We start from the raw sequence: 20,326 nt of genomic DNA, 5'->3' as shown, positions 1-20,326 counted from the left end.
GTTTAAGCCGCCTCAACGATCTGGACGATGTCTTCCTGCCCTTCTAAACGAGTCAGCAAGGTTGATTGGCGCAGTGCCAATTGCTCGCGATTCCGGTCTTTCACATGACCAAAGCCTCGCAGCTGCTGAGGCAAGGCCAACAGTTCGCGGAGCAACTCATACTCTGAGTTAGCTTTCGCATTCATCATGTGAGGATTCAGTGACACGAGAAGAGACTCATAATCTTTAATATCCTGCCGCTCTTGACGGCGTTCGGCTGTATAACCAAACACGTCCAAAGCGGTTCCACGGAAGCGTCTAAGCGGCGCTAGAAAGCGGAATGCCGTTAGCATCCACGGTCCAAACTCAGTTTTCTGAAGCTCACCAGAGTGAGGATCGCGCTTACTCAACAAAGGCGGGGCCATGTTAAAATGGAGGGTGTAGTCACCTTCGAACTTTGCCGCCACTTTGGCTAAAAATGCCGGATCGCTATAAAGTCTGGCAACTTCATACTCGTCCTTGTAAGCCATCAGCTTGTAAAGAGACTTTGCAGCGGTTGCGGTTAGAGAGTTCTCACTCTCACCACGCTGATCCACCAACTGCACCGCCTTCAATATGTCGCGATAACGTTGCGCGTAGCCCGCATCCTGATAGTCCACGAGACGCGCCGCGCGATCTTCAATGAGCTCCGCTGTGGAAAGCTGGGCGAGCGCCGTCTTTTCCGGGAGGAGAGCAAGTACCTGTTCAGGACGATTGGCATAGCGACGGCCGTACACAAAGGCCTGCTTGTTAAAATCTACGGCTACGCCATTTAGCTCAATCGCTCGCTCCAGGGATGCCGCCGATACAGGCACCAGACCTCTTTGCCAGGCGTAGCCCAAAAGAAACAGGTTGCTGGCGATCGTGTCACCCATCAGCGCAGTCGCTATGCGACTGGAATCCAGAAAATGGCAATCCACATCGCCCACTTCCTCGAGCACTCTCTGTTTCATCGTATTCGTGGGAAAACGTGCATCGGGGTTGAGTATAAAACTTGCCGTGGGCACCTCCGCATCGTTCACTACGGCGTGGGTACGTCCGTGCGCCACCTTGCCCATCGCCTCATAAGTAGTTGTCACAACCAGGTCGCAGCCCAGCAACAAATCGGCTTCACCGGCGGGTATCCGCACTGCCATGATGTCGTCCTGATCATTGGCAACACGCACATGCGACACCACCGCGCCGAACTTTTGGGCTAATCCGGTCTGATTCATCGTGGCGCATCCCTTGCCTTCGATGTGTGCCGCCATGGCTACCAGCGACGTGATCGTTAACACCCCGGTTCCGCCTACGCCCGTGACCACCGTGTTCCAAGGGCGGTCGTTTAGATCCGGAAGCTGAGGCTCGGGAAGTGGGTCAAACATCATCTGCGTTGTGTCTACGCGGTTTGGCTTACGCAAGCCGCCACCGGTAACCGTTACAAAGCTAGGGCAGAACCCGCGATTGCAGCTGTAGTCTTTGTTGCAGGCGCTTTGATCTATCTGGCGTTTGCGACCGAGTTCAGTTTCTTTTGGCACGATAGAGAGGCAGTTGGATTTTACGGAGCAGTCTCCACAGCCCTCGCAAACGGCATCATTGATAAATAAGCGCTTAGCCGGATCTTCAATACTGCCCTTCTTTCGGCGTCGACGCTTTTCTGCGGCACAGGTCTGCTGATAGACAATCACTGTCGCCCCGGGGACCTCACGCAGCTCACGCTGCAAAGCGTCCATTTCATCTCGATGATGCAGGCTCAGTCCGCCTACCGCCGGCAAGTGACCGCGCCACTGCGCGGGTTCGTCGCTGACTAGTGCAATGCGCTGCACGCCCTCACCGTGAAGTTGCTTCAACAAATCAGGCACTGACAGAGAGCCGTCGATGGGCTGACCGCCGGTCATAGCTACCGCATCGTTATAAAGAATTTTGTAGGTGATATTTACGCCGGAGGCTACGGCGGCACGCACGGCGAGAATACCGGAATGAAAATAGGTGCCGTCACCCAGGTTCTGGAACACGTGGTCGGTATCCGTAAACGGAGCCTGACCTATCCATGTAACGCCTTCACCTCCCATTTGCGTGAAGGTCAACGTGGGGCGATCAGGCATCCAGGTCGCCATGTAGTGACATCCAATCCCGCCCATTGCTCGGCTACCATCGGGCAATTGTGTTGACGTATTGTGGGGACACCCGGAGCAAAAATGCGGAACCCGTTCTGCGACTTCTGCAGGACGCGCCAGCGACAGCTCCTTACTCTCGATCCATCGGATACGCTCGTCCATCACGGTCGAGTGATAAAAGCGTCTTATGCGCGAGGCAACCGCGAGTGCGACCTTCGCGGGAGTGAGCTCACCAAGGTTAGGCAAGAGATCTTTGCCCGTCTCATCAAACTCACCGATCACACGTGGGCGCGCCGCCACGGGGTAGTTGTAAAGCTGTCCGGTGAGCTGGTCCTCGATGATCGAACGTTTTTCTTCAACGACAAGGATTTCCTCCAGACCGTCGGCGAAATCGTGTGTCGCCTGCGGCTCTAAAGGCCAAGGCATACCCACCTTGTAGACGCGCAAACCAATCTCAGCCGCAACCGCCGTACTGATACCCATGTCGTCCAGAGCCTGCATGACGTCCAGGTAGGCTTTGCCTGAGGTGATAATGCCGAAGCGCGCCTTGGGGCTGTCCAGAACAATCTTGTTCAGGCCGTTCGCCCTTGCAAACTCGCGAGCCGCGTAGATTTTGTAACGGTTGAGACGCTCTTCCTGCTCCATGGGCTGATCAGGCCAGCGCGCATGCACGCCTCCCTCGGGCAATTCAAAGCCCTCGGGAATAACGACCTGAATTCGTGAGGCGTCCAGATCTGCCGAAATCGCCGAGTCCATATTCTCGGTAATCGCTTTGAGCGCTACCCAGCAGCCCGAGTAGCGCGACAGTTCCCAGCCATAAACCCCAAGGTCCAAGACCTCCTGAACATTCGAAGGGCTAAGGACAGGAATAGATGCGGCGATAAAGTCGTGCTCGGACTGGTGGGGCAGAGTCGAAGACTTGCAGGCATGGTCGTCACCAGCCACGGCGAGGACGCCACCAAATTTGGATGTGCCCGCCGCATTGGCGTGCTTGAACACATCCATACTGCGGTCCACGCCTGGCCCCTTGCCGTACCACATGGAGAACACGCCGTCGTAGCGCGCACCAGAAAAAAGGTTAGTTTGCTGGCTTCCCCATACTGCCGTAGCGGCAAGCTCCTCGTTAATTCCCGGCTGAAAGTGCACGTTGTGCGGCTCAAGCCAGCGACGGGCTTTCCAAAAAGCCTGATCAACGCCTCCGAGAGGGGATCCGCGATAACCAGATACAAAGGCCGCTGTATTGAGCCCACGCTGCTGATCACGCTGATGCTGGAGCATCGGTAAGCGCACAAGCGCCTCGATGCCGGTCATGTAAGCCCGATCAACATCAAGGGCATATTTGTCGTCCAAGCTGATGTCTTGCCTGAGCTTTTTTGAGCCGTGAACAGTCTGGTTAGCCATTGGTGAACCCTGCTTTTTTATGCTCGAAAATTCTAAGGGAAATAAAAGAATTTACTATGCTATTTAACTGTCGACTCTTTGCTTTTTTAGATAAAATATGCGGCATATACTAGAAAAGCGCATGATAATGTCTGAAAAACTGGATAGTACAGATTTGGCGATTCTCGACTTACTTCAGAACGACTGTAGTTTGAGTACCGCCGCCATCGCCGAGCGGGTAAATCTCTCTCAGTCTCCCTGTTGGCGACGAATTAGCCGGCTCGAGGAGCGAGGACTGATCCGTGAGCGCGTCGCACTGTTGGATCGGCAGGCTCTGGGTATGGATGTTGTCGTGTTTGCCACGGTCAATCTCACAGCCACCGGCCGCCAAAACCTACTCAGCTTTGAAGAGGACATAGTCCGCTACCCCGAAGTTATCGAGTGCTACACCATGACGGGAATCTGGGACTACCTTTTGAAAATCGTTACGCGTGATGTGCGCCACTACGAGCAGTTTGTGCGGGAGACATTGAGCGCCAATCCAGACCTTCGGGAATTGCATTCACACATGGCAGTGACCGAAATCAAAAACAGTACGTCATTGCCTCTGCAAACACAGGGCTGAATCGCAATACTTACCAGCCCATCACTTCGCGAACTAACGGCACCGTCAGCGGCCGCTGCAGTTGCAGCGAGGCGAGATCCAGGCGATCAAGGGCTTCCATGAGATCTGTTAGCGCCCTCGCCTGCCGCGAGCACAGATACACCGCCACCGCTTGAGGAAGCTTAAGACCGCGACGCTCCGCGCGAAACTGTAAAACTCGCAGCTTTTCTTCATCCGAAGATGCGGCTATCGCCCAGGTAACCCCCCCCGCAAGCCGCGAGCTGAGATCCGGAAGCCGAATCATATCCATTGCGGGACGCCGCGCCGCCACCCAAAGCGGACAATTTGCCGCTCGAGCACGGTTGACCAAGTGAAACAGTGCTTCTTCCCACTCCGGCTGCCCGGCGACAAGCTCCAGGCTATCCAGCGCCAATATGGCCGCGGACTCCAAATCCTGAAAAAGCTCTCCTGGCGGCATCCCATGCAAGTCAGCGAGGGGGAGATAAAGCGCATCTTCCGTCGCGTGACACAAGGCTTGTAAAAGATGGCTTTTGCCTTCGCCCGCACTGCCGTGAATGAACTGCAGCGGCTCTGAAAAAGGATTAGCCATACTGTCCAACAAGGGCGCGAGAGACTCTCGAGCACAAAAATTCTCGAAGGTCGCCTCGTCCCGTAGTCCAATCTTTAGCGCGAGCTGTGGAGAACTATCCAAGGCGGCTATCGTCTCAGAGACCATCGCCCGAGCCATCGTCGCCGTCATCAAGTCCTGAATAAATCGCGCTATTGCGATAGTGCACAAGCGCATGGCTCGCAAACACTTTAATCACCGCCGCCACCGGTAAAGCCACAACCACTCCTACAAATCCCGCGAGCTGCCCCCCGGCCATCAACGCAAAAATCACCATCACAGGATGCAGTCCAATCCGGTCACCAACCAGCACTGGTGTGAGCACCATGCTTTCGATCAGTTGCCCAATTCCAAAAACTATCGCAACGTAAAACAAGGGCAGCGGCTCGTGAAATTGCAGCCATGCAGCTACCAAGGAAGCCGTGATTCCTACCATGAACCCCAGATACGGAACGATGCTTGCGAGGCCAGCTATGAGCCCAAGAAGAAGTGCAAGCTCCAAACCAACGACGTAGAGCCCCCCAGCGTAGAGAGCGCCCAGCGCGCACATAACAATGAACTGACCGCGAAGAAAGGCACCGACCACTTCATCAGCTTCGCTGACCATTTGTAAGGTGCCGGCTTGCCACGCTTTAGGCATCAGTCGCAAAACACGCTCTGCGATGTCGTCCCAATCCCGCATCAAATAAAAAGCGACGACGGGAACCAGAGCAATATTTGCGAGGCCCAGAAGGAGTCCCAGACCAGAACCGGTAACACGGGAGATAGTGCTCGCGGTAACTTTACCCAGGGACTGCCAGTTTTCAAGTAATTGCGCCGACCAATCAATCTGCGGAAGGCTTGCACCAGTGACCAGAGTCCGCGACTGGAGCCAGGGGATCGCTACATCCCTTAACCAGGCGTATACCAACGGAATCCGCCCCACCAAACCATCCAGTTGCTGAAGCAACACGGGCACGGCAAAAAATAAGGCCAGCAACGAAAGGCTGGTGAAAAACAAGAACACCAAAATGACGCCGAAGGTTCGGCTCCCTCCCCTTTCTTCGACACGATCTACAAGAGGGTCGCCCAGGTAGCCGGTCAATGCTCCGAGGACAAAGGGCAGCAAGATCGGTTGCAGGAGATAAAAGAGCAGTGCGATGACCGCAAAAACAGCGAACACGAGCGGCCAACGATTGACCGGTATTTCCGCTTTGGTATCAAACTCAGTTGGGTTATCGCTCATGGTATCCATTCATAGGACAAGCCGTCCTGTCCGGGCTCCCTCGGTAGCGGAACAAATCGGCCATCCAACTCAATAATTCGCGCCAGCTGCTGTAAATCGGTCTCTGCTTCTACCCGCATGCTCACTTGATCCCCAATAAGACTTTCAGGTACCACTGAGCGCACTGCCTCAAGCGACCCAAGTGCTTCCTGCAAAGCCCGGTAATCCTCGTAAGCCCGGATGCCACGGAGCACGATCTGATAGCGTTCGTCGCTTTCGGCACTGTTTTTGGCACTGAGCGTCACTCCATACTGTTCAGCCAGAGTCGCCGCCACCAGTTCTGCTCCCGCATTTGTGAAGCTCTGGAGGCTGTCGGCGGCGCTAGAGCGGCTCCGCCAACGACCATTGTCCAAATACCGCCAGTCTCCTACCCAACTGCCATCCGACAAACGGGCCACCCGCCCAGCCAACAACTGGGCACCGCGGTAGCGATCCGAGGCGTCAATTAACGCTGAGGAAGATTGTCGCCAAGCCTCCCCGGGCGAAATCGCAGCAGTATCCGAAAGGTCATAGAGGGGCGTTTGCAGGGGCACGCCACGGCGCTGAAAACTATCCCGGAGCAGAGCGTCGACCTCAGGTGCCGCTTCCATCGAAGCAAACCGACGTCCACTGCCATCGCTGATAACTAGCCAAGTGAGCACCAAAGGCCTGTTTGCGGTCCAGAGGCGCAGATCTGCATCGCCCAGGAGCTTGTGCACCGCCTGCTCGTCGTACTCAAGACGGATTAACAAATCACCTTGGGCGCTCTCTTCATAGCTGTAGCCCAGAAGGTAGCCTTGAGCATCCTCAAGAGCTTTCAAGACCTCAGGCCGTTCGATCGCTTCAGGATTCCCCGATGCCTTTATCACCACCTCCGCAAGGCCCGCCTTGCGCGCCGCCGACAGGGCACTTGCGTCTCTTCCCTGGACAAGGATTCGCGCTCCGTAGATATCATCCACTAACTCAGCCTGCGCAGACGCGGCCCACAGCAGGCTGATGCAGAGGAAGCAGCCAAAGAGCGCACGCGTCAAAGAGCGTTGAAATGGAAGTCGTGACATAACGCCATTGTAGCAGCGCGCGCCGCGTCTTTTGCAGCGACATTAACAGCTCTCGCTCTTTACTGACGGGCACGGGGCGCTACACTGCGCGCTCGTCTTTATCCCGGCCATCAGTCATGTCAGAAAACGAACACAATACGCCTCTCACTTACCGCGATGCGGGTGTGGATATTGATAAGGGCAACGCGCTAGTGGGGCGTATCCGCGACGCCGTCGACCGCACCCGACGACCCGAAGTCATGGGCGGATTGGGAGGTTTTGGAGCACTGTGCGCACTGCCCGCGGGATATCGGGAGCCACTTTTAGTCTCCGGCACAGATGGCGTGGGCACCAAATTACGTTTGGCCATCGAACTCAATCGACATAAACATATTGGCATCGATCTCGTCGCCATGTGTGCCAACGACATCGCCGTGAGCGGCGCTGAACCCCTGTTCTTCCTCGACTATTACGCAACTGGAAAGCTCGACCTCGACGTCGCCACGGATGTGGTTCGCGGCATCGCCAAAGGCTGTGAGCTTTCTGGCTGTGCTTTAGTTGGAGGCGAAACCGCTGAAATGCCCGGCATGTACAGCGAAGGCGATTACGATCTTGCAGGCTTCTGTGTCGGTGTTGTAGAGCGCGACCAGGTGATCGACGGCAGCGCAGTGGCCACTGGAGATGCCTTAGTGGCCATCGCCAGTAGCGGGCCTCACGCGAACGGTTATTCCCTGATCCGCAGCGTACTGGAACGAAGTCAAGCTGACCTTGATGAGCCCCTCGAAGAGGGCGGCAAAACGCTGGGAGAGCTCTTACTGGAGCCCACGACACTGTATTGCAAAGCCCTGCTGGCTCTTCGCAAAACGGTCGATGTTCACGCGATGGCTCATATTACGGGGGGCGGCCTCCTCGAAAACCTTCCTCGAGTGTTGCCAGACAACACAACGGCACACATCGACACGGCAAGCTGGGATTGGCCCGCAGTATTCACGTGGCTGCACAAAGCAGGGAACATCGAGCGTACCGAAATGTTTCGAACCTTCAACTGCGGCGTCGGCATGGTCGTGTGTCTTCCCAGGGATCAGGTCGATTCCGCGATTGATGTCCTCGCTGGCCATGAACTGCGAGCCTGGCAGATCGGTGACATCGTAGCGGGAGCCGAAGGCATTACCTTCAGCGAATGAGTAGTTCCAGACGCATTGCCATACTGGCGTCTGGCGCGGGCTCGAATATGGCTGCGATCGCTCAGGCCTGCGAACAAGCTGTAATTCCGGCATCTATAGGCCTGATCATCAGTAACGTGCCCAATGCAGGGGTTCTTGGTCGAGCAAAAGACCTGCGCTTACCCCACTGCTGTATCGATCATCGCCAGTTTGAGAACCGGGAAGCCTTCGAGGACGCGATGCTCCTAAAGTTACGCGGAGCGTCCATCGACTTCGTAGTGCTGGCGGGATTTATGCGAATACTCACCGATTGCTTTATTCGGGAATATTACGGCTCGCTATTGAACATTCACCCCTCTCTGTTGCCTAAATACCCGGGACTGAACACTCATCAGCGCGCACTGGACGCTGGTGACCGGGAAACAGGCGCTACTGTGCACTATGTGATTCCGGAGTTAGATGCAGGTCCGACCATCGTGCAGGGGAAGGTACCGATCCTCCCGGAAGACGACGCCGAGAGCCTCGCGGCGCGCGTACAGGTGCAGGAACATGCAATTTACCCCCAAGCTGTTCGTTGGTGCTTGGAAAAGAAGGTAGAGCTCCGCGACGGGAAGGTCTGGAAAGATCCGTCATTTATGGATGATGGGGAGACGAGGACCGGGGCAAACGCAAACAACGGGACACGCGCATGACGATTATGGACAGGGGATCAAGAAGCATGGTGTACCAAAGCGACTTGTCGCCGGCAGCGTACTGCGGGGGATTGGCCAAAAGAGCCGCCGTTGCATTGGGTCTTGCATTGAGTTTCATTGCTAGCAATGCCACAGCCCAGGAATCTGCCGCTGAGACCCAGAGCCACCGAACTCTCACGCCTTACGACGCAGTTTATAAAACATCCACGTCAGGTCTTAGCATCAAACTTCGCCGCAGCTTATCCATGGACGACAATGGTGACTGTCGCTTAACCAGTGAAGGCAAGCTGTTGGTCGCCGGCATCAGTGAAGTCAGTGTATTCACCCTGGACGAAGACCAAATTCAGCCGCGCTCCTACGTCTATCAACTCAGTGGACCCGTAAGCCGTCGCCGCGAAGTGCACTTCGACAAAGGCTCCAGCGTGATACGAAGCTTGTATAAGAAAGAGTGGTATGAGTTGCCAAAGACGGGAGAAACTCTGGATCGCATGAGCCAGCAGGAGCAATTGCGCTTATCCCTGCTTAACGATCCGACACCTCGGGAAGACATGCTTTTTCACGTCGCTGATGGACGCAAGGTCAAAGAGTATCGCCTTACCTATCAGGGCGAGGAGCGACTGGAAACGCCCATGGGATGGGTAAACACCCTGCATTTTGAGCGTGACCACGACGACCCCGAGCGACAGTCCGGAGTATGGATCGCGCCGGAATGGGATTACCTGATGGTCCGCACGGTACATATCGATAACGGTAAAACCACCGTCGCTAACCTCATTAGCGCAAACCTCTCAGGCACGGCGGTCACGGGCTCCAGCAGCTAATCAGGCTCTGGGGAGCGTCACCCCTGTTTGTCCCTGATACTTACCGCCGCGATCTTTGTAACTGACCTCACAGACTTCGTCTGATTCAAAGAACAGCATCTGAGCGACGCCCTCATTCGCATAGATCTTCGCTGGCAAAGTCGTTGTATTGGAAAACTCGAGGGTGACATGCCCCTCCCACTCGGGCTCCAGGGGCGTGACATTCACGATGATGCCACAGCGGGCGTAGGTGGACTTTCCAAGGCAGATAGTCAGCACATTCCTGGGAATACGGAAGTACTCCACCGTACGCGCCAAAGCAAACGAATTTGGGGGGATAACACAAACGTCGCTGCTAATGTTCACAAAGCTGTCATCGTCGAAGGCTTTGGGATCAACAGTGGCGGAGTTAATGTTGGTAAACACGCGAAACTCGTCGGCGCAGCGCACATCGTAACCGTAGCTCGACGTGCCATAGGAAATCACCTTTCCACGATCGCCATCATTGCGCACCTGCCCGGCCTCAAAAGGCTCGATCATGCCGTGCTCCGTCGCCATACGGCGAATCCACTTGTCCGATTTAATACTCATAAGCTGTTCCGTCAGTCGTCGCTGATACTAATGGTAGGAAAATCTTCTGAAGGCTCACTACCCTCCAGGGCATGCTGCAGCGCCAAAGCCGCCCCAGCGAAGGCCTTTGCAGCTTCGCTCGTCGGCTCGGATAAGACAACAGGTGTCCCGGCGTCGGTATTCTCGCGGATAACACGATCCAGGGGTAAGCTCGCGAGGAGCTCCACACTGTACTCTTTTGAAATACGTTGTCCGCCATCCGCGCCAAAAATTGACTCGCTGTGGCCACACTTACTGCATGTGTGCATGGACATGTTCTCGATCACGCCGAGCACCGGAACACTGACCTTGCGAAACATTTCGATGCCCTTGCGAGCATCAAGTAACGCGATGTCCTGAGGTGTCGTCACGATCACAGCGCCCGAAAGCGCCGCTTTTTGCGATAGCGTCAGTTGGATGTCTCCCGTACCCGGGGGCATATCAATGAGCAGATAGTCCAGCTCACCCCAATTCGTTTGTTCGAGCATCTGTATCAACGCGCCGCCTGCCATGGGTCCGCGCCACACCATCGGCGTGCGTTCGCTGGCAAGATAAGCCATAGACATGCTCTGAAGACCGTGGGCCGAAATAGGGGTCAGCGTCTTTCCATCGCTACTGTCTGGGCGGGTGCCGTCCGCCACGCCAAGCATTAGCGCAATGCTCGGACCATAAATGTCGGCATCAAGTAGGCCCACTCGCGCACCGGTGGAGCGCAAGGCCAGAGCCAGGTTCACCGCGGTGGTGGATTTCCCGACCCCTCCTTTGCCCGAGGCGATCGCGATAATGTGTTTGACTGCTTGCATAGCAGAAACGTTGTCCTGAAATTAGAAAGGCGCCAAGTATAGGTACTGCCTTCTGTGCACTCAATCAATGCAGGTGAAATCGACGGGGCCAATCGCTATGATAGCGCGCCTTTTCTCGCAGATTGTTTCGCAATGAATTCATCACAACGGCGCATACTCGTCACCAGCGCCCTACCCTATGCCAACGGCCCCCTTCATCTGGGTCATATCCTTGAGCAGGTACAAACCGATATCTGGGTGCGCTTTCAACGGTCTCGTGGCCACGAATGTCACTACGTGTGTGCCGATGATGCCCACGGTACCGCGATCATGCTCAGTGCGGAACGCCAAGGGATCACCGCGGAAGAGCAGATCAACGCCATTCACAAAGACCATCTGTCCGCCTCCAATGCTTTCGCAATCAGCTTCGATAACTTTTACAGCACCCATTCCGATGAAACCCGCGTGTGGTCAGAGACGATCTACGCGCGACTTCAGGCCGCAGGCGCTATCAGCGAGCGCGAAATCACACAGGCGTACGATCCCGAAAAAGGGCTTTTTCTGGCTGACAGGTTCATTAAAGGAACCTGCCCAAAGTGCAAGACACCGGACCAATACGGTGACAATTGCGAGTCCTGTGGCGCAACCTACTCGCCCACGGAACTCATCGATCCGGTGTCGGCGTTATCAGGTGCCACACCGGTAGAACGAGAATCCAGGCATTTTTTCTTCAAATTGCCGATGTTCACGGAAATGCTTCAGGAATGGATCGCCTCGGGCACCCTTCAGGATGCCGTAGCGAACAAACTCCGTGAGTGGACCGACGGCGAGCTACAGGAATGGGACATCAGCAGGGATGCGCCCTACTTCGGCTTCCAGATTCCGGGCGAAACTGACAAGTACTTTTATGTTTGGCTGGATGCTCCCGTCGGCTACATGGGAAGTTTCCAGAACTACTGCGAACGCACGGGCGTAGCTTTTGATGACTATTGGCAGCAGGGGGGTGGCACGGAGCTTTACCACTTTGTGGGCAAAGACATCATTAACTTCCACGGGTTATTCTGGCCGGCCATGCTCCACGCGGCCGAGCTGAGAACACCTACCGGCGTATTCGTTCATGGCTTCCTCACAGTGGACGGCACCAAGATGTCCAAAAGCCGAGGCACATTCATCAATGCCAGTCACTATCTAGAGCATTTGGATGCCGAGTACCTGCGCTACTACTTTGCAGCAAAACTCAGTGCAGGCGTTGACGATATTGATCTAAACCTCGAAGACTTCGTACAGCGCGTCAATTCAGACGTGGTAGGTAAGGTCGTTAACATCGCGAGCCGCTGTGCCGGCTTCCTGCGAAAAAATTTCGACAACCGCATGTCCGATCACTGCAGCGAACCCGAGCTATTGGCAACATTTGCTGAAGCCGGTGATCGCATTGCCAAAGCCTATGAGGATCGAGAGTTCAGTAAAGCCATTCGGCTGATAATGGAGCTGGCGGATCGAGCAAATCAATACATCGATCAACACAAGCCCTGGGTCATGGCCAAGGAGCCAGAACAAGCGGCGGACGTGCAGCTCGTTTGCTCCACCGGCATAAACTGTTTCCGTCACCTGATGATCTACCTTCAGCCAGTGCTGCCGCTCATGGCAGAACGGGCCGCGAACTACTTGCGCTGCAGTCTTGATTGGAGTCAGGTAGGTGACCTGCTAGTCGACCATGAGCTTGCGACCTTCGAGCCGCTTATGCAGCGTGTCGATCCAAAGCTGGTGACAAAGATGGTCGAGAGCAATCGTGAAGAGGCTCCCGCTGAAAAGACTGAAACAAAGAGCACAGCCCCAAAGCCGAAGGACAAAGACGGAACGTCAGACGCAGAGCATCTGGATATCCGCGACTTCCAGAAAGTTGATTTGCGCATAGCGCGCATCGAGTCAGCAGTCGCGGTAGAAGGTGCCGACAAGCTTCTGGCTCTGCAGCTGGATGTGGGAGATATGGGCAAACGGCAGGTATTTTCCGGTATCAAGGCCGCTTACGACCCGGCGACGCTGGTGGGTCGTCTGACTGTCGTTGTGGCGAATCTGGCGCCGCGAAAAATGCGCTTTGGTGTATCTGAGGGAATGGTGCTGGCCGCCGGCGAAGGTGATAGCGAGATTTACCTGCTGTCGCCAGATAGCGGTGCGACACCCGGGATGCGGGTTACCTAGGGGCGAAAGCTCTGAGGTGTAAATTACCCCAACGCATTGTTTATCAAGGGAACTCTGCCTACCATGGCGATGCTGAGTTACCCATGAGTTGCGTAGGCCTGTATAACGCTTGCGGGTCTCGTGAGTTTCTATTCTGCATTCTTGAATGCTTTAGGTGAGGAAATGCTGGCGGATTACTCGCTGCTGCTGATTGGCGCGATTCTGGTGAACAACTTCGTACTGGTTCAGTTCCTGGGATTGTGCCCGTTCATGGGCGTGTCTAATAAGCTGGAGACGGCTATGGGCATGTCCATGGCCACCACCTTTGTACTAACCCTCGCCTCCGCATGCAGCCACCTGACCTATCATTACCTCCTCCTGCCCTTAGGACTTGGCTACCTCAAAACCATTTCATTTATTTTGGTCATCGCGGTCGTTGTGCAATTCACCGAGATGGTCGTACGCAAATCCAGCCCGCTTTTACACCGGGTACTCGGTGTCTACCTCCCCCTCATTACCACAAACTGTGCAGTACTCGGGGTGGCGCTAATTAACACCAACAAGAGTCACAGCTTTATCGAAGCGCTGTTGTACGGGTTTGGTGCCGCCTTGGGCTTCTCGCTGGTGCTCATTTTGTTTGCGGCAATGCGCGAGCGGATCGCGGTTGCCGATGTACCCGCACCGTTCTCCGGCGCAGCGATTGGCATGGTGACGGCTGGATTGATGTCCCTCGCATTTATGGGTTTTGCGGGACTCGTATAGCGACATGTCTGAACTTATCAGCAACTACCCTTTCGTCGCTGCCCTACTGGCAATGCTGGGCCTTGGCCTCGTGTTTGGGTCTGTCCTTGGCTTTGCGTCTATTCGCTTCCGCGCCGAAGGCAACCCCATTGCCGATCAGATTAATGCAATCCTGCCCCAAACACAGTGCGGACAATGCGGGTATCCCGGTTGCCGCCCATATGCAGAAGCTATTGTCGCGGGTGAAGGTATCAACAAATGCCCTCCGGGCGGTGAGGCTGGTATTCAGGCCCTTGCTGACTTGCTGGACGTGGAAGCCACTCCACTGGATGCAGAGCACGGCGCCGAAGCTGAAACCACGGTGGCGTTCATTATTGAAGAGGACTGCATCGGCTGTACAAAATGTATTCAAGCCTGTCCGGTAGACGCCATCCTCGGGGCCGCCAAACAAATGCATACGGTTATCGCCTCGGAGTGTACAGGGTGCGATCTCTGTGTGGATCCTTGCCCTGTTGATTGCATAGAAATGCTTCCGCTCCCAAAAACGCTCACAAACTGGCACTGGGATTTGCCGACGGCGGACGTCCGCCCAATGATCATTGCGACAGATGCAGGCGAGGAACAGGCCGCATGAGGCGTGTCTACGACTTCCACGGAGGCATCTACCCACCGGAGCGAAAGACGCTTTCAAATAGCGAAGATATTCGCCGAGCCGCAATCCCATCGCAGCTGATTCTGCCTCTGGCTCAACACATTGGCCCGCCCGCGAAGGCGATTGTAGAACCCGGGCAGGTAGTTTTAGGTGGTCAGCGACTTACCGATCTCAGCGGGCTGCCAGTACATGCGCCGACTTCGGGCGTCATTGCAGCCATCGAGGATCGCTCCCTTCCCCACGCGTCGGGAATGAAGGGGCCCTGCTTCGTGATTGACTGTGACCAGGAAGACCGCTGGGTAGAACTCGAGCCCCTGGACGACTATCGCAGCGTAGATCCGGGCGCTCTGGTGGAAAAAATTTTTGAAGCGGGTATTGCTGGATTGGGAGGTGCGGGCTTCCCCACGGCGCGAAAGCTGCCGACAGAATCCAACAATGCCGTCGAAACCCTGATCACCAACGGCACCGAGTGCGAGCCCTACATTACGGCGGATGACTGTCTGATGCGTGAACGTGCCGAGAGCATCATTTCAGGCACAGAGATCCTCGCATACATCTCCCGCCCTAAAGAAATACTCATCGGCATTGAAGACAATAAGCCCGAAGCTATTACAGCCTTTAAAACAGCACTTGAAGGTCGCCAGGACATAGAGCTCGTAAGCTTTCCTACCAAATACCCGTCCGGTGGTGAAAAGCAGCTAATAGAGATATTAACGGGCAAGCAAGTCCCAAGCGGCGGCCTACCCGTGAGCATCGGCATTCTTTGTCAGAACGTCGGCAGTGCCGTCGCCGTTCACGACGCCATTAAGCGCGGCCGTCCTCTGGTTAGTCGCGTCACCACAGTCACTGGTAAGTCTGCGAAAAACCGAGGCAATTTCGAGGTCCTTCTGGGTACGCCCATGGAGGATCTTCTCGCAGAAGCAGACTACGAGGCTGCACCGCGGCAACGTCTCATTATGGGCGGCCCCATGATGGGAGTGACCCTGAGTGATCACCAATGCCCGGTGGTGAAGACAACAAACTGTCTGTTGGTACCGGGGCCGAAGGAACTTCCCGAACCCGACCAGGCTTCGGCCTGCATTCGTTGTGGTCTTTGTGCTGAAGCCTGTCCTGCACGCCTGTTGCCGCAACAGCTTTACTGGTTTGCACGCTCCCAGAACCATGAACGTTTGGAGGAGCACCACCTGTTTGATTGCATCGAATGTGGTGCATGCTCCTACGTATGTCCAAGCCATATTCCCCTGGTGCAGTACTACCGGGCATCCAAGGCAGCTGTGCGCGAACAGAAAGCCGACAATGCACGCGCTGATCACGCTCGTTTACGCTTTGAAGCGCGACAAGAACGTATGGCGAGAGCCGCGGAAGAGAAAGAAGCCAAACGAGCGGCCCGTAAACGAGCGGCCCTTGCCAAAGCCGCAGATCAAGCTTCTGATGGCGATCCGATCCAAGCCGCTATTGAGAGAGCACAGGCGCGCAAAGCGGCTCAGGCCCGAGCGCCAAAGGACGACAATCAAGTACGCCAGGAACAACAGGAAAAACTTGCGCGTATCGAAACGCGACTAGGCAAAGCCCGAGATAAACTGGCGGCTGACAACGGCGACGACCCCGCCATCACCACCGCCCTCCAAAATGCCGTCGCAACTACCGAAAAAAAGCTTGCTGATCTTCAGAGCGAGTTGGAAAGCGCGTGAGTCTCCTCGTCGTAACATCGCCGCACGCTCATGGGCCCATGAGCACCAGCACTGTGATGAGGACGGTGCTATTGGCAACCCTGCCCGGCGTCCTCGCCCTTAGCTACTACTTTGGTTTTGGGATCATCGTCAACATCGTGTTTGGTGGCGCGGTAGCACTGCTCTGTGAAAGCCTGGCTCTACTTTTGCGCAAGCAGCCCATAAAGCCCTTTTTGACAGATTACAGTGCCTTGGTCACCTCCACGCTTCTGTGCATCGCTCTTCCGCCTTACGCCCCTTGGTGGCTGCTGGTCATCGGCGTAAGTTTTTCCATTCTAATCGCAAAGCATCTCTATGGCGGATTGGGGTACAACCCTTTTAACCCCGCGATGGTGGGCTATGTTGTTTTACTGATTTCGTTTCCTCTTCAAATGAGCACATGGGTCGCCCCGCTGGGCGTGGGAGAAGCTGTTCCCGGCTTACTAGCGGCATTAAACGCCTGCTTTAATCCGGGCAGCTTTGATGCGCAAACCATGGCCACCCCCCTGGACCTTATGCGTCAAAACAAGGGGATGCTGCTAAGCGATCTATACGCGGCGAACCCTCAGTTCGGAGCCTTTCAGGGGATAGGCTGGGCGGGAGCAAACGTGGCCTTCCTTCTTGGTGGATTGTTTTTACTCTACAAGCGAGTGTTTACCTGGCACGCACCTCTAGCCATGTTAATCGCCTTGAGCCTCTGCGCCCTTGTGTTTTATGACGAGGGAAGTTCCGCAAGCGGAGGCTCGCCGCTGTTCCATTTGTTTAGCGGCGCAACGATGTTCGGCGCATTTTTTATATTGACGGACCCCGTATCGTCGGCGGTCAGTAATCGTGGGAGACTGATCTTTGGCGCGATGATCGGGGTCCTCATCTACACCATCCGTGTGCGAGGTAACTACCCTGATGCCGTAGCCTTCGCGGTCCTTATTGCAAACTTTGCTGCGCCTTTTATCGATAATTACACCCAACCGAAGGTGTACGGTCAGCGCGGGGACCCCAAGGCGTGAACGAGCTGCGTCAGGCAATCACGCGTAACAGCCTTCTCCTTGCGGGGTTTGCCGTGCTCACCGCGCTCTTGGTAGCGAGCACCTTTCTGGGAACCAAAGATCGTATTAGCGCTGCTCAGAGAGCGGCTGAAGAGAAAGCGCTGCTACAAATCATACCAAGGGCCAGTCACGACAATGCGATGCTTGATGATCGCCTCCTTGCGCCGACTAACGACCCTTTCCTGCAGCTGCGCGAAGACAAGTCTATCTACGTTGCGAGACGCTCAGGAGTCCCCTCGGCCGTGCTCATCCCCGCAACAGCACCGGACGGATATAGCGGAGAAATAGAGCTCATCGTGGGTGTAAACCGCGACGGATCCGTCGCGGGTGTGCGCGTCCTGCAGCACCGCGAAACACCTGGTCTGGGAGATGCGGTCGACCATAGAAAGTCTAACTGGATCGATAGCTTCAAGGGCCGCTCCCTTGGAAACCCGGGATTAGAAGGCTGGACGGTGCGCAAAGATGGTGGTGAATTCGATCAGTTCACTGGAGCTACGATTACCCCCAGGGCAGTTGTCCAAGCCACTGCCCGGGTTCTGCAGTATGCACGGAACAACCGAAGCACGTTGTTCGGGAAAGAGCTGGGTACAGTCTCAAGTGAGCAGGAGTCCACACCATGAGCAAGGCCGACTACGGTGAGCTTTCTATAAACGGCCTCTGGAAGAACAACCCCGCGATTGTTCAACTGCTGGGACTTTGCCCACTCCTCGCGGTAACGGGAAGCGTGGTTAATGCACTGGGCCTGGGTATCGCAACGTGCTTTGTACTGATTACCTCCAATACCGCGGTGTCATTGATACGCAACGTCACGTCTGATGCGGTGCGACTTCCTACCTTCGTCATGATTATTGCCGCGGCCGTTACCTGTATTGAGCTACTCATGCAGGCCTACAGTTATGAACTCTACGAGATACTCGGGATTTTCTTACCTTTGATCACCACCAATTGCGTGATCCTTGGTAGAGCTGATGGCTTTGCGCGGAAAAACCCCGTACTCCCCGCCATGTACGACGGCTTCATTATGGGCATTGGTTTTACGCTGATTTTGCTGCTCCTTGGTGCACTGCGGGAGCTTTCTGGAACAGGTGCGATTTTCGCCAACATGGATTTATTGTTTGGAGCATCAGCTGTGAGCTGGAAAATCGTAGCTTTTGAGAATTACCAGCCGTTCCTTCTGGCGATTTTGCCGCCCGGAGCATTTATCTTTACCGGTTTCATCATCGCATTGAAGAACGTTGTTGATGGCGGAATTGAGCGCAGGGCCGCGGCGAGAGCGGCCCCCGTGGAGACGGGCAGCAAGCGTGTTCGAGTTACCGGTACCGTCAGTTAACCGGGTCACTAGCTGCAGTCACTCGGCGGCCATGCGGAGCGTGTCGAGTATTTCGTCCACCGCGGCGTCATCCAAGCCCTGATTATCCAATTCACAGCTGTAGGTAACATACAAAAGCAGTGCTCCGGCGTAGAGATACCACTCTCGAATGGCTGCACCATCTTCAATCAAAGCCCTGTAAATCCCTTCGAAGCTACCCTTTCTGCAAGCCTCCCACTGGCTTGCGTCAGGCTCGAATTGCTGCAGATCTTCTGTACCAAAGTCGCCTGACTCCTTGTGTAACTCGCTGACCTCGATACACCCCACACCGTCTCGATCCCCGATCACAATTGCATCTTCGTCCTGCTCCGCCTGCCACTCTTCAGGGATCAACATCCCCCAGTCTCCAGCTTCAAGTACCCGCATTCGGATTCTCCAGTTGTCGGCTCATCAAAACGGCTGCCTCTGAGGGAGCATCGTTATGGCCACGATAATAGTCTTCTCTTAATCCGTCTTTTAAAAATCCAACCGATCGGTACAAGGATTGAGCAGGTTCATTGCTCGCTCGCACCTCGAGCATGAGGCGAGTTACACCGCCATGAACAAGCCGATCGGTCGTAGTCTTTAGCAGCATTCTCGCCACGCCCAATCCCTGCGATGACGGTTCGACTACAAGGTTTAACAGCGTGGCTTCGTCCAACACGCGAGAGCAAGCTGCGAAGCCGCAGAGGATATCTTCGCGGGTCGCCACAATAAGTAAACCGCTAGAGCCCAAGAGCTTGATGTAGCTTTGCGGCAAGTTAAAGACTGGGGAGTACGCGCCATCGATTGCAAGAATGGCATCAATGTCGCCCAGCGTGGCCTCGCGAATATTGGCCGTCAAACGCGCAGTGTGTTCCAGACATCACGCTTAAGCAGCGGCGTCTTCAGCATCTCGCGGGTTGAAGGCACGAAGCGCCTCGCGCAAGGAACACTCAAATCCATGAGCAAGGTCTTGCTGGCATCGCCAAGACAGATCAACTCAACGCAGGCGTTCTCCTCCAACTGTCGGTAAAGAAATCCTTGCAAGGTCGCCGCGGCATCTTCAGACCCTAACCCCAACTGAGCATTGTCATGAAGGGGCCAGCGAAACTCCGTAACCGCAACCGCTTCTTCGTCCACGGCGGGGTGACTCAGCGCGCGGGACATTGCAGAAATGAGCTGAAGCTGATCCTGAGCAAGCGCCTCATCTCCCAACTCTTCCAGCCACATTCTTTTCCCAATGATCATTGCTGCCAAACGGAAGCGCGGAACCTGAGCCAACGATGCCGCAGACTTCGCCACGGTTGCATTAGTGTCAGATGCAGCCTCAGTTTGAGGCGTTTTCCGCCGCCCTGTGGCCTGCGCCAGGGACTCTCGTAATGCCTGTGCGGCAAGAGGGGAGCCTGCAGATCGTTTGTCCGGCGTGGCTAACGTTGCCAACCCAGCTTCACCCATATTGTTAGTCGAACCCGGACGAGCCTCGGCAACCCTGGTACTCACCCGCAGCGCGTACTTCGCTGATACTGCCGCACCGGGCAACGGACGACGCGCAACATAAGTGGGAACCCCCATGGCAGCGAGGTAGCGAAGGCGATTGATTTCTTGCGATGCACTCATA

Annotated in this window: 20 protein-coding genes; 11 read left to right on the top strand and 9 right to left on the bottom strand. The window is 55.4% G+C overall.

The features are described 5' to 3' along the window. Positions 1 to 2: 2 nt before the first annotated feature. Complete coding sequence (locus AB8B76_RS06925) at positions 3 to 3,515, bottom strand: indolepyruvate ferredoxin oxidoreductase family protein (RefSeq protein ID WP_405271288.1); 3,513 nt, start codon at positions 3,513 to 3,515, stop codon at positions 3 to 5. Between the two features lie 127 nt (positions 3,516 to 3,642). Between AB8B76_RS06925 and AB8B76_RS06920 the strand changes: the two genes are divergently transcribed. Next, positions 3,643 to 4,119 (top strand): Lrp/AsnC family transcriptional regulator, encoded by a 477-nt coding sequence (locus tag AB8B76_RS06920; RefSeq protein ID WP_405271287.1) that lies wholly within the window; start codon positions 3,643 to 3,645, stop codon positions 4,117 to 4,119. A gap of 10 nt (positions 4,120 to 4,129) precedes the next feature. Here the strand turns inward: AB8B76_RS06920 and hda are convergent, their stop codons facing one another. Genes hda through AB8B76_RS06905 form a run of 3 tightly spaced genes read right to left on the bottom strand, consistent with a single transcriptional unit; the run spans position 4,130 to position 7,027 of the window. Beyond that, complete coding sequence (gene hda, locus AB8B76_RS06915) at positions 4,130 to 4,858, bottom strand: DnaA regulatory inactivator Hda (protein ID WP_405271286.1); 729 nt, start codon at positions 4,856 to 4,858, stop codon at positions 4,130 to 4,132. After that, complete coding sequence (locus AB8B76_RS06910; RefSeq protein ID WP_405271285.1) at positions 4,824 to 5,951, bottom strand: AI-2E family transporter; 1,128 nt, start codon at positions 5,949 to 5,951, stop codon at positions 4,824 to 4,826. The genes hda and AB8B76_RS06910 overlap by 35 nt, the downstream gene beginning before the upstream one ends. Further along, positions 5,948 to 7,027: a DUF2066 domain-containing protein gene (locus AB8B76_RS06905; RefSeq protein WP_405271284.1), complete on the bottom strand. Its 1,080-nt coding sequence runs from the start codon at positions 7,025 to 7,027 to the stop codon at positions 5,948 to 5,950. The genes AB8B76_RS06910 and AB8B76_RS06905 overlap by 4 nt, the downstream gene beginning before the upstream one ends. A 116-nt stretch (positions 7,028 to 7,143) precedes the next feature. On the opposite strand from AB8B76_RS06905, the gene purM reads away from it, so the two are divergent. Genes purM through AB8B76_RS06890 form a run of 3 tightly spaced genes read left to right on the top strand, consistent with a single transcriptional unit; the run spans position 7,144 to position 9,682 of the window. Next, positions 7,144 to 8,190, top strand: a complete 1,047-nt coding sequence (gene purM, locus AB8B76_RS06900) for a phosphoribosylformylglycinamidine cyclo-ligase (RefSeq protein WP_405271283.1) — start codon at positions 7,144 to 7,146, stop codon at positions 8,188 to 8,190. After that, positions 8,187 to 8,861, top strand: a complete 675-nt coding sequence (gene purN, locus AB8B76_RS06895) for a phosphoribosylglycinamide formyltransferase (RefSeq protein WP_405271282.1) — start codon at positions 8,187 to 8,189, stop codon at positions 8,859 to 8,861. The genes purM and purN overlap by 4 nt, the downstream gene beginning before the upstream one ends. After that, positions 8,858 to 9,682, top strand: coding sequence for a DUF3108 domain-containing protein (locus AB8B76_RS06890; RefSeq protein WP_405271281.1), 825 nt, complete (start codon positions 8,858 to 8,860; stop codon positions 9,680 to 9,682). The genes purN and AB8B76_RS06890 overlap by 4 nt, the downstream gene beginning before the upstream one ends. Here AB8B76_RS06890 and dcd read toward each other — a convergent pair whose 3' ends face one another. Together dcd and apbC are read right to left on the bottom strand one after the other, a co-directional pair. Then, positions 9,683 to 10,252 (bottom strand): dCTP deaminase, encoded by a 570-nt coding sequence (gene dcd, locus AB8B76_RS06885; RefSeq protein ID WP_405271280.1) that lies wholly within the window; start codon positions 10,250 to 10,252, stop codon positions 9,683 to 9,685. Between the two features lie 11 nt (positions 10,253 to 10,263). After that, positions 10,264 to 11,073, bottom strand: a complete 810-nt coding sequence (gene apbC / locus AB8B76_RS06880; RefSeq protein ID WP_405271278.1) for an iron-sulfur cluster carrier protein ApbC — start codon at positions 11,071 to 11,073, stop codon at positions 10,264 to 10,266. A gap of 132 nt (positions 11,074 to 11,205) precedes the next feature. On the opposite strand from apbC, the gene metG reads away from it, so the two are divergent. The 7 genes from metG to AB8B76_RS06845 all read left to right on the top strand — a co-directional run bounded on the left by metG (position 11,206) and on the right by AB8B76_RS06845 (position 18,708). Next, entirely contained in the window at positions 11,206 to 13,251 is a 2,046-nt protein-coding gene (gene metG, locus AB8B76_RS06875; protein ID WP_405271277.1) for a methionine--tRNA ligase, read from the top strand. Positions 13,252 to 13,413: 162 nt separating this feature from the next. After that, a complete protein-coding gene (gene rsxA / locus AB8B76_RS06870) occupies positions 13,414 to 13,992 on the top strand; it encodes an electron transport complex subunit RsxA (RefSeq protein WP_405271356.1) in 579 nt (192 codons plus the stop codon). Between the two features lie 4 nt (positions 13,993 to 13,996). Further along, complete coding sequence (gene rsxB, locus AB8B76_RS06865) at positions 13,997 to 14,605, top strand: electron transport complex subunit RsxB (protein ID WP_405271276.1); 609 nt, start codon at positions 13,997 to 13,999, stop codon at positions 14,603 to 14,605. Then, entirely contained in the window at positions 14,602 to 16,314 is a 1,713-nt protein-coding gene (rsxC, locus tag AB8B76_RS06860) for an electron transport complex subunit RsxC (RefSeq protein ID WP_405271275.1), read from the top strand. Before rsxB ends, rsxC begins: the two co-directional genes overlap by 4 nt. Next, the gene (gene rsxD, locus AB8B76_RS06855; RefSeq protein ID WP_405271274.1) at positions 16,311 to 17,339 is read left to right on the top strand and encodes an electron transport complex subunit RsxD; all 1,029 of its coding nucleotides are present in this window, start codon (positions 16,311 to 16,313) and stop codon (positions 17,337 to 17,339) included. Before rsxC ends, rsxD begins: the two co-directional genes overlap by 4 nt. Beyond that, the gene (gene rsxG / locus AB8B76_RS06850) at positions 17,336 to 17,998 is read left to right on the top strand and encodes an electron transport complex subunit RsxG (RefSeq protein WP_405271273.1); all 663 of its coding nucleotides are present in this window, start codon (positions 17,336 to 17,338) and stop codon (positions 17,996 to 17,998) included. Before rsxD ends, rsxG begins: the two co-directional genes overlap by 4 nt. Continuing rightward, positions 17,995 to 18,708: an electron transport complex subunit E gene (locus tag AB8B76_RS06845; protein WP_405271272.1), complete on the top strand. Its 714-nt coding sequence runs from the start codon at positions 17,995 to 17,997 to the stop codon at positions 18,706 to 18,708. Before rsxG ends, AB8B76_RS06845 begins: the two co-directional genes overlap by 4 nt. A gap of 18 nt (positions 18,709 to 18,726) precedes the next feature. Here the strand turns inward: AB8B76_RS06845 and AB8B76_RS06840 are convergent, their stop codons facing one another. From AB8B76_RS06840 to AB8B76_RS06830, 3 genes are read right to left on the bottom strand one after another with little or no spacing between them, the layout of a single operon-like run. Continuing rightward, a complete protein-coding gene (locus AB8B76_RS06840) occupies positions 18,727 to 19,113 on the bottom strand; it encodes a hypothetical protein (RefSeq protein WP_405271271.1) in 387 nt (128 codons plus the stop codon). Continuing rightward, on the bottom strand, positions 19,100 to 19,570 hold the full coding sequence (locus AB8B76_RS06835) for a GNAT family N-acetyltransferase (RefSeq protein ID WP_405271270.1): 471 nt from the start codon (positions 19,568 to 19,570) through the stop codon (positions 19,100 to 19,102). Before AB8B76_RS06835 ends, AB8B76_RS06840 begins: the two co-directional genes overlap by 14 nt. After that, positions 19,567 to 20,325: a hypothetical protein gene (locus AB8B76_RS06830; RefSeq protein WP_405271269.1), complete on the bottom strand. Its 759-nt coding sequence runs from the start codon at positions 20,323 to 20,325 to the stop codon at positions 19,567 to 19,569. The genes AB8B76_RS06835 and AB8B76_RS06830 overlap by 4 nt, the downstream gene beginning before the upstream one ends. Position 20,326 lies beyond the last annotated feature (1 nt).

It is taken from the genome of Congregibacter sp. (assembly GCF_045107095.1).
In the GTDB taxonomy this organism is placed as follows: Bacteria; Pseudomonadota; Gammaproteobacteria; order Pseudomonadales; family Halieaceae; genus Congregibacter.
Note: the sequence above shows the minus strand (reverse complement) of the source record. Positions and strands in the feature narration are given on the sequence as shown.

What these genes read in the sequence shown, in the direction of transcription:
- AB8B76_RS06905 (WP_405271284.1), bottom strand. Translation starts at nt 7,027, where the DNA reads ATGTCACGACTTCCATTTCAACGCTCTTTGACGCGTGCGCTCTTTGGC.
- AB8B76_RS06890 (WP_405271281.1), top strand. Translation starts at nt 8,858, where the DNA reads ATGACGATTATGGACAGGGGATCAAGAAGCATGGTGTACCAAAGCGAC.
- AB8B76_RS06845 (WP_405271272.1), top strand. Translation starts at nt 17,995, where the DNA reads ATGAGCAAGGCCGACTACGGTGAGCTTTCTATAAACGGCCTCTGGAAG.
- dcd (WP_405271280.1), bottom strand. Translation starts at nt 10,252, where the DNA reads ATGAGTATTAAATCGGACAAGTGGATTCGCCGTATGGCGACGGAGCAC.
- rsxA (WP_405271356.1), top strand. Translation starts at nt 13,414, where the DNA reads ATGCTGGCGGATTACTCGCTGCTGCTGATTGGCGCGATTCTGGTGAAC.
- metG (WP_405271277.1), top strand. Translation starts at nt 11,206, where the DNA reads ATGAATTCATCACAACGGCGCATACTCGTCACCAGCGCCCTACCCTAT.
- AB8B76_RS06920 (WP_405271287.1), top strand. Translation starts at nt 3,643, where the DNA reads ATGTCTGAAAAACTGGATAGTACAGATTTGGCGATTCTCGACTTACTT.
- AB8B76_RS06840 (WP_405271271.1), bottom strand. Translation starts at nt 19,113, where the DNA reads ATGCGGGTACTTGAAGCTGGAGACTGGGGGATGTTGATCCCTGAAGAG.
- hda (WP_405271286.1), bottom strand. Translation starts at nt 4,858, where the DNA reads ATGACGGCGACGATGGCTCGGGCGATGGTCTCTGAGACGATAGCCGCC.
- purN (WP_405271282.1), top strand. Translation starts at nt 8,187, where the DNA reads ATGAGTAGTTCCAGACGCATTGCCATACTGGCGTCTGGCGCGGGCTCG.
- AB8B76_RS06925 (WP_405271288.1), bottom strand. Translation starts at nt 3,515, where the DNA reads ATGGCTAACCAGACTGTTCACGGCTCAAAAAAGCTCAGGCAAGACATC.
- apbC (WP_405271278.1), bottom strand. Translation starts at nt 11,073, where the DNA reads ATGCAAGCAGTCAAACACATTATCGCGATCGCCTCGGGCAAAGGAGGG.
- AB8B76_RS06910 (WP_405271285.1), bottom strand. Translation starts at nt 5,951, where the DNA reads ATGAGCGATAACCCAACTGAGTTTGATACCAAAGCGGAAATACCGGTC.
- rsxB (WP_405271276.1), top strand. Translation starts at nt 13,997, where the DNA reads ATGTCTGAACTTATCAGCAACTACCCTTTCGTCGCTGCCCTACTGGCA.
- rsxC (WP_405271275.1), top strand. Translation starts at nt 14,602, where the DNA reads ATGAGGCGTGTCTACGACTTCCACGGAGGCATCTACCCACCGGAGCGA.
- purM (WP_405271283.1), top strand. Translation starts at nt 7,144, where the DNA reads ATGTCAGAAAACGAACACAATACGCCTCTCACTTACCGCGATGCGGGT.
- AB8B76_RS06830 (WP_405271269.1), bottom strand. Translation starts at nt 20,325, where the DNA reads ATGAGTGCATCGCAAGAAATCAATCGCCTTCGCTACCTCGCTGCCATG.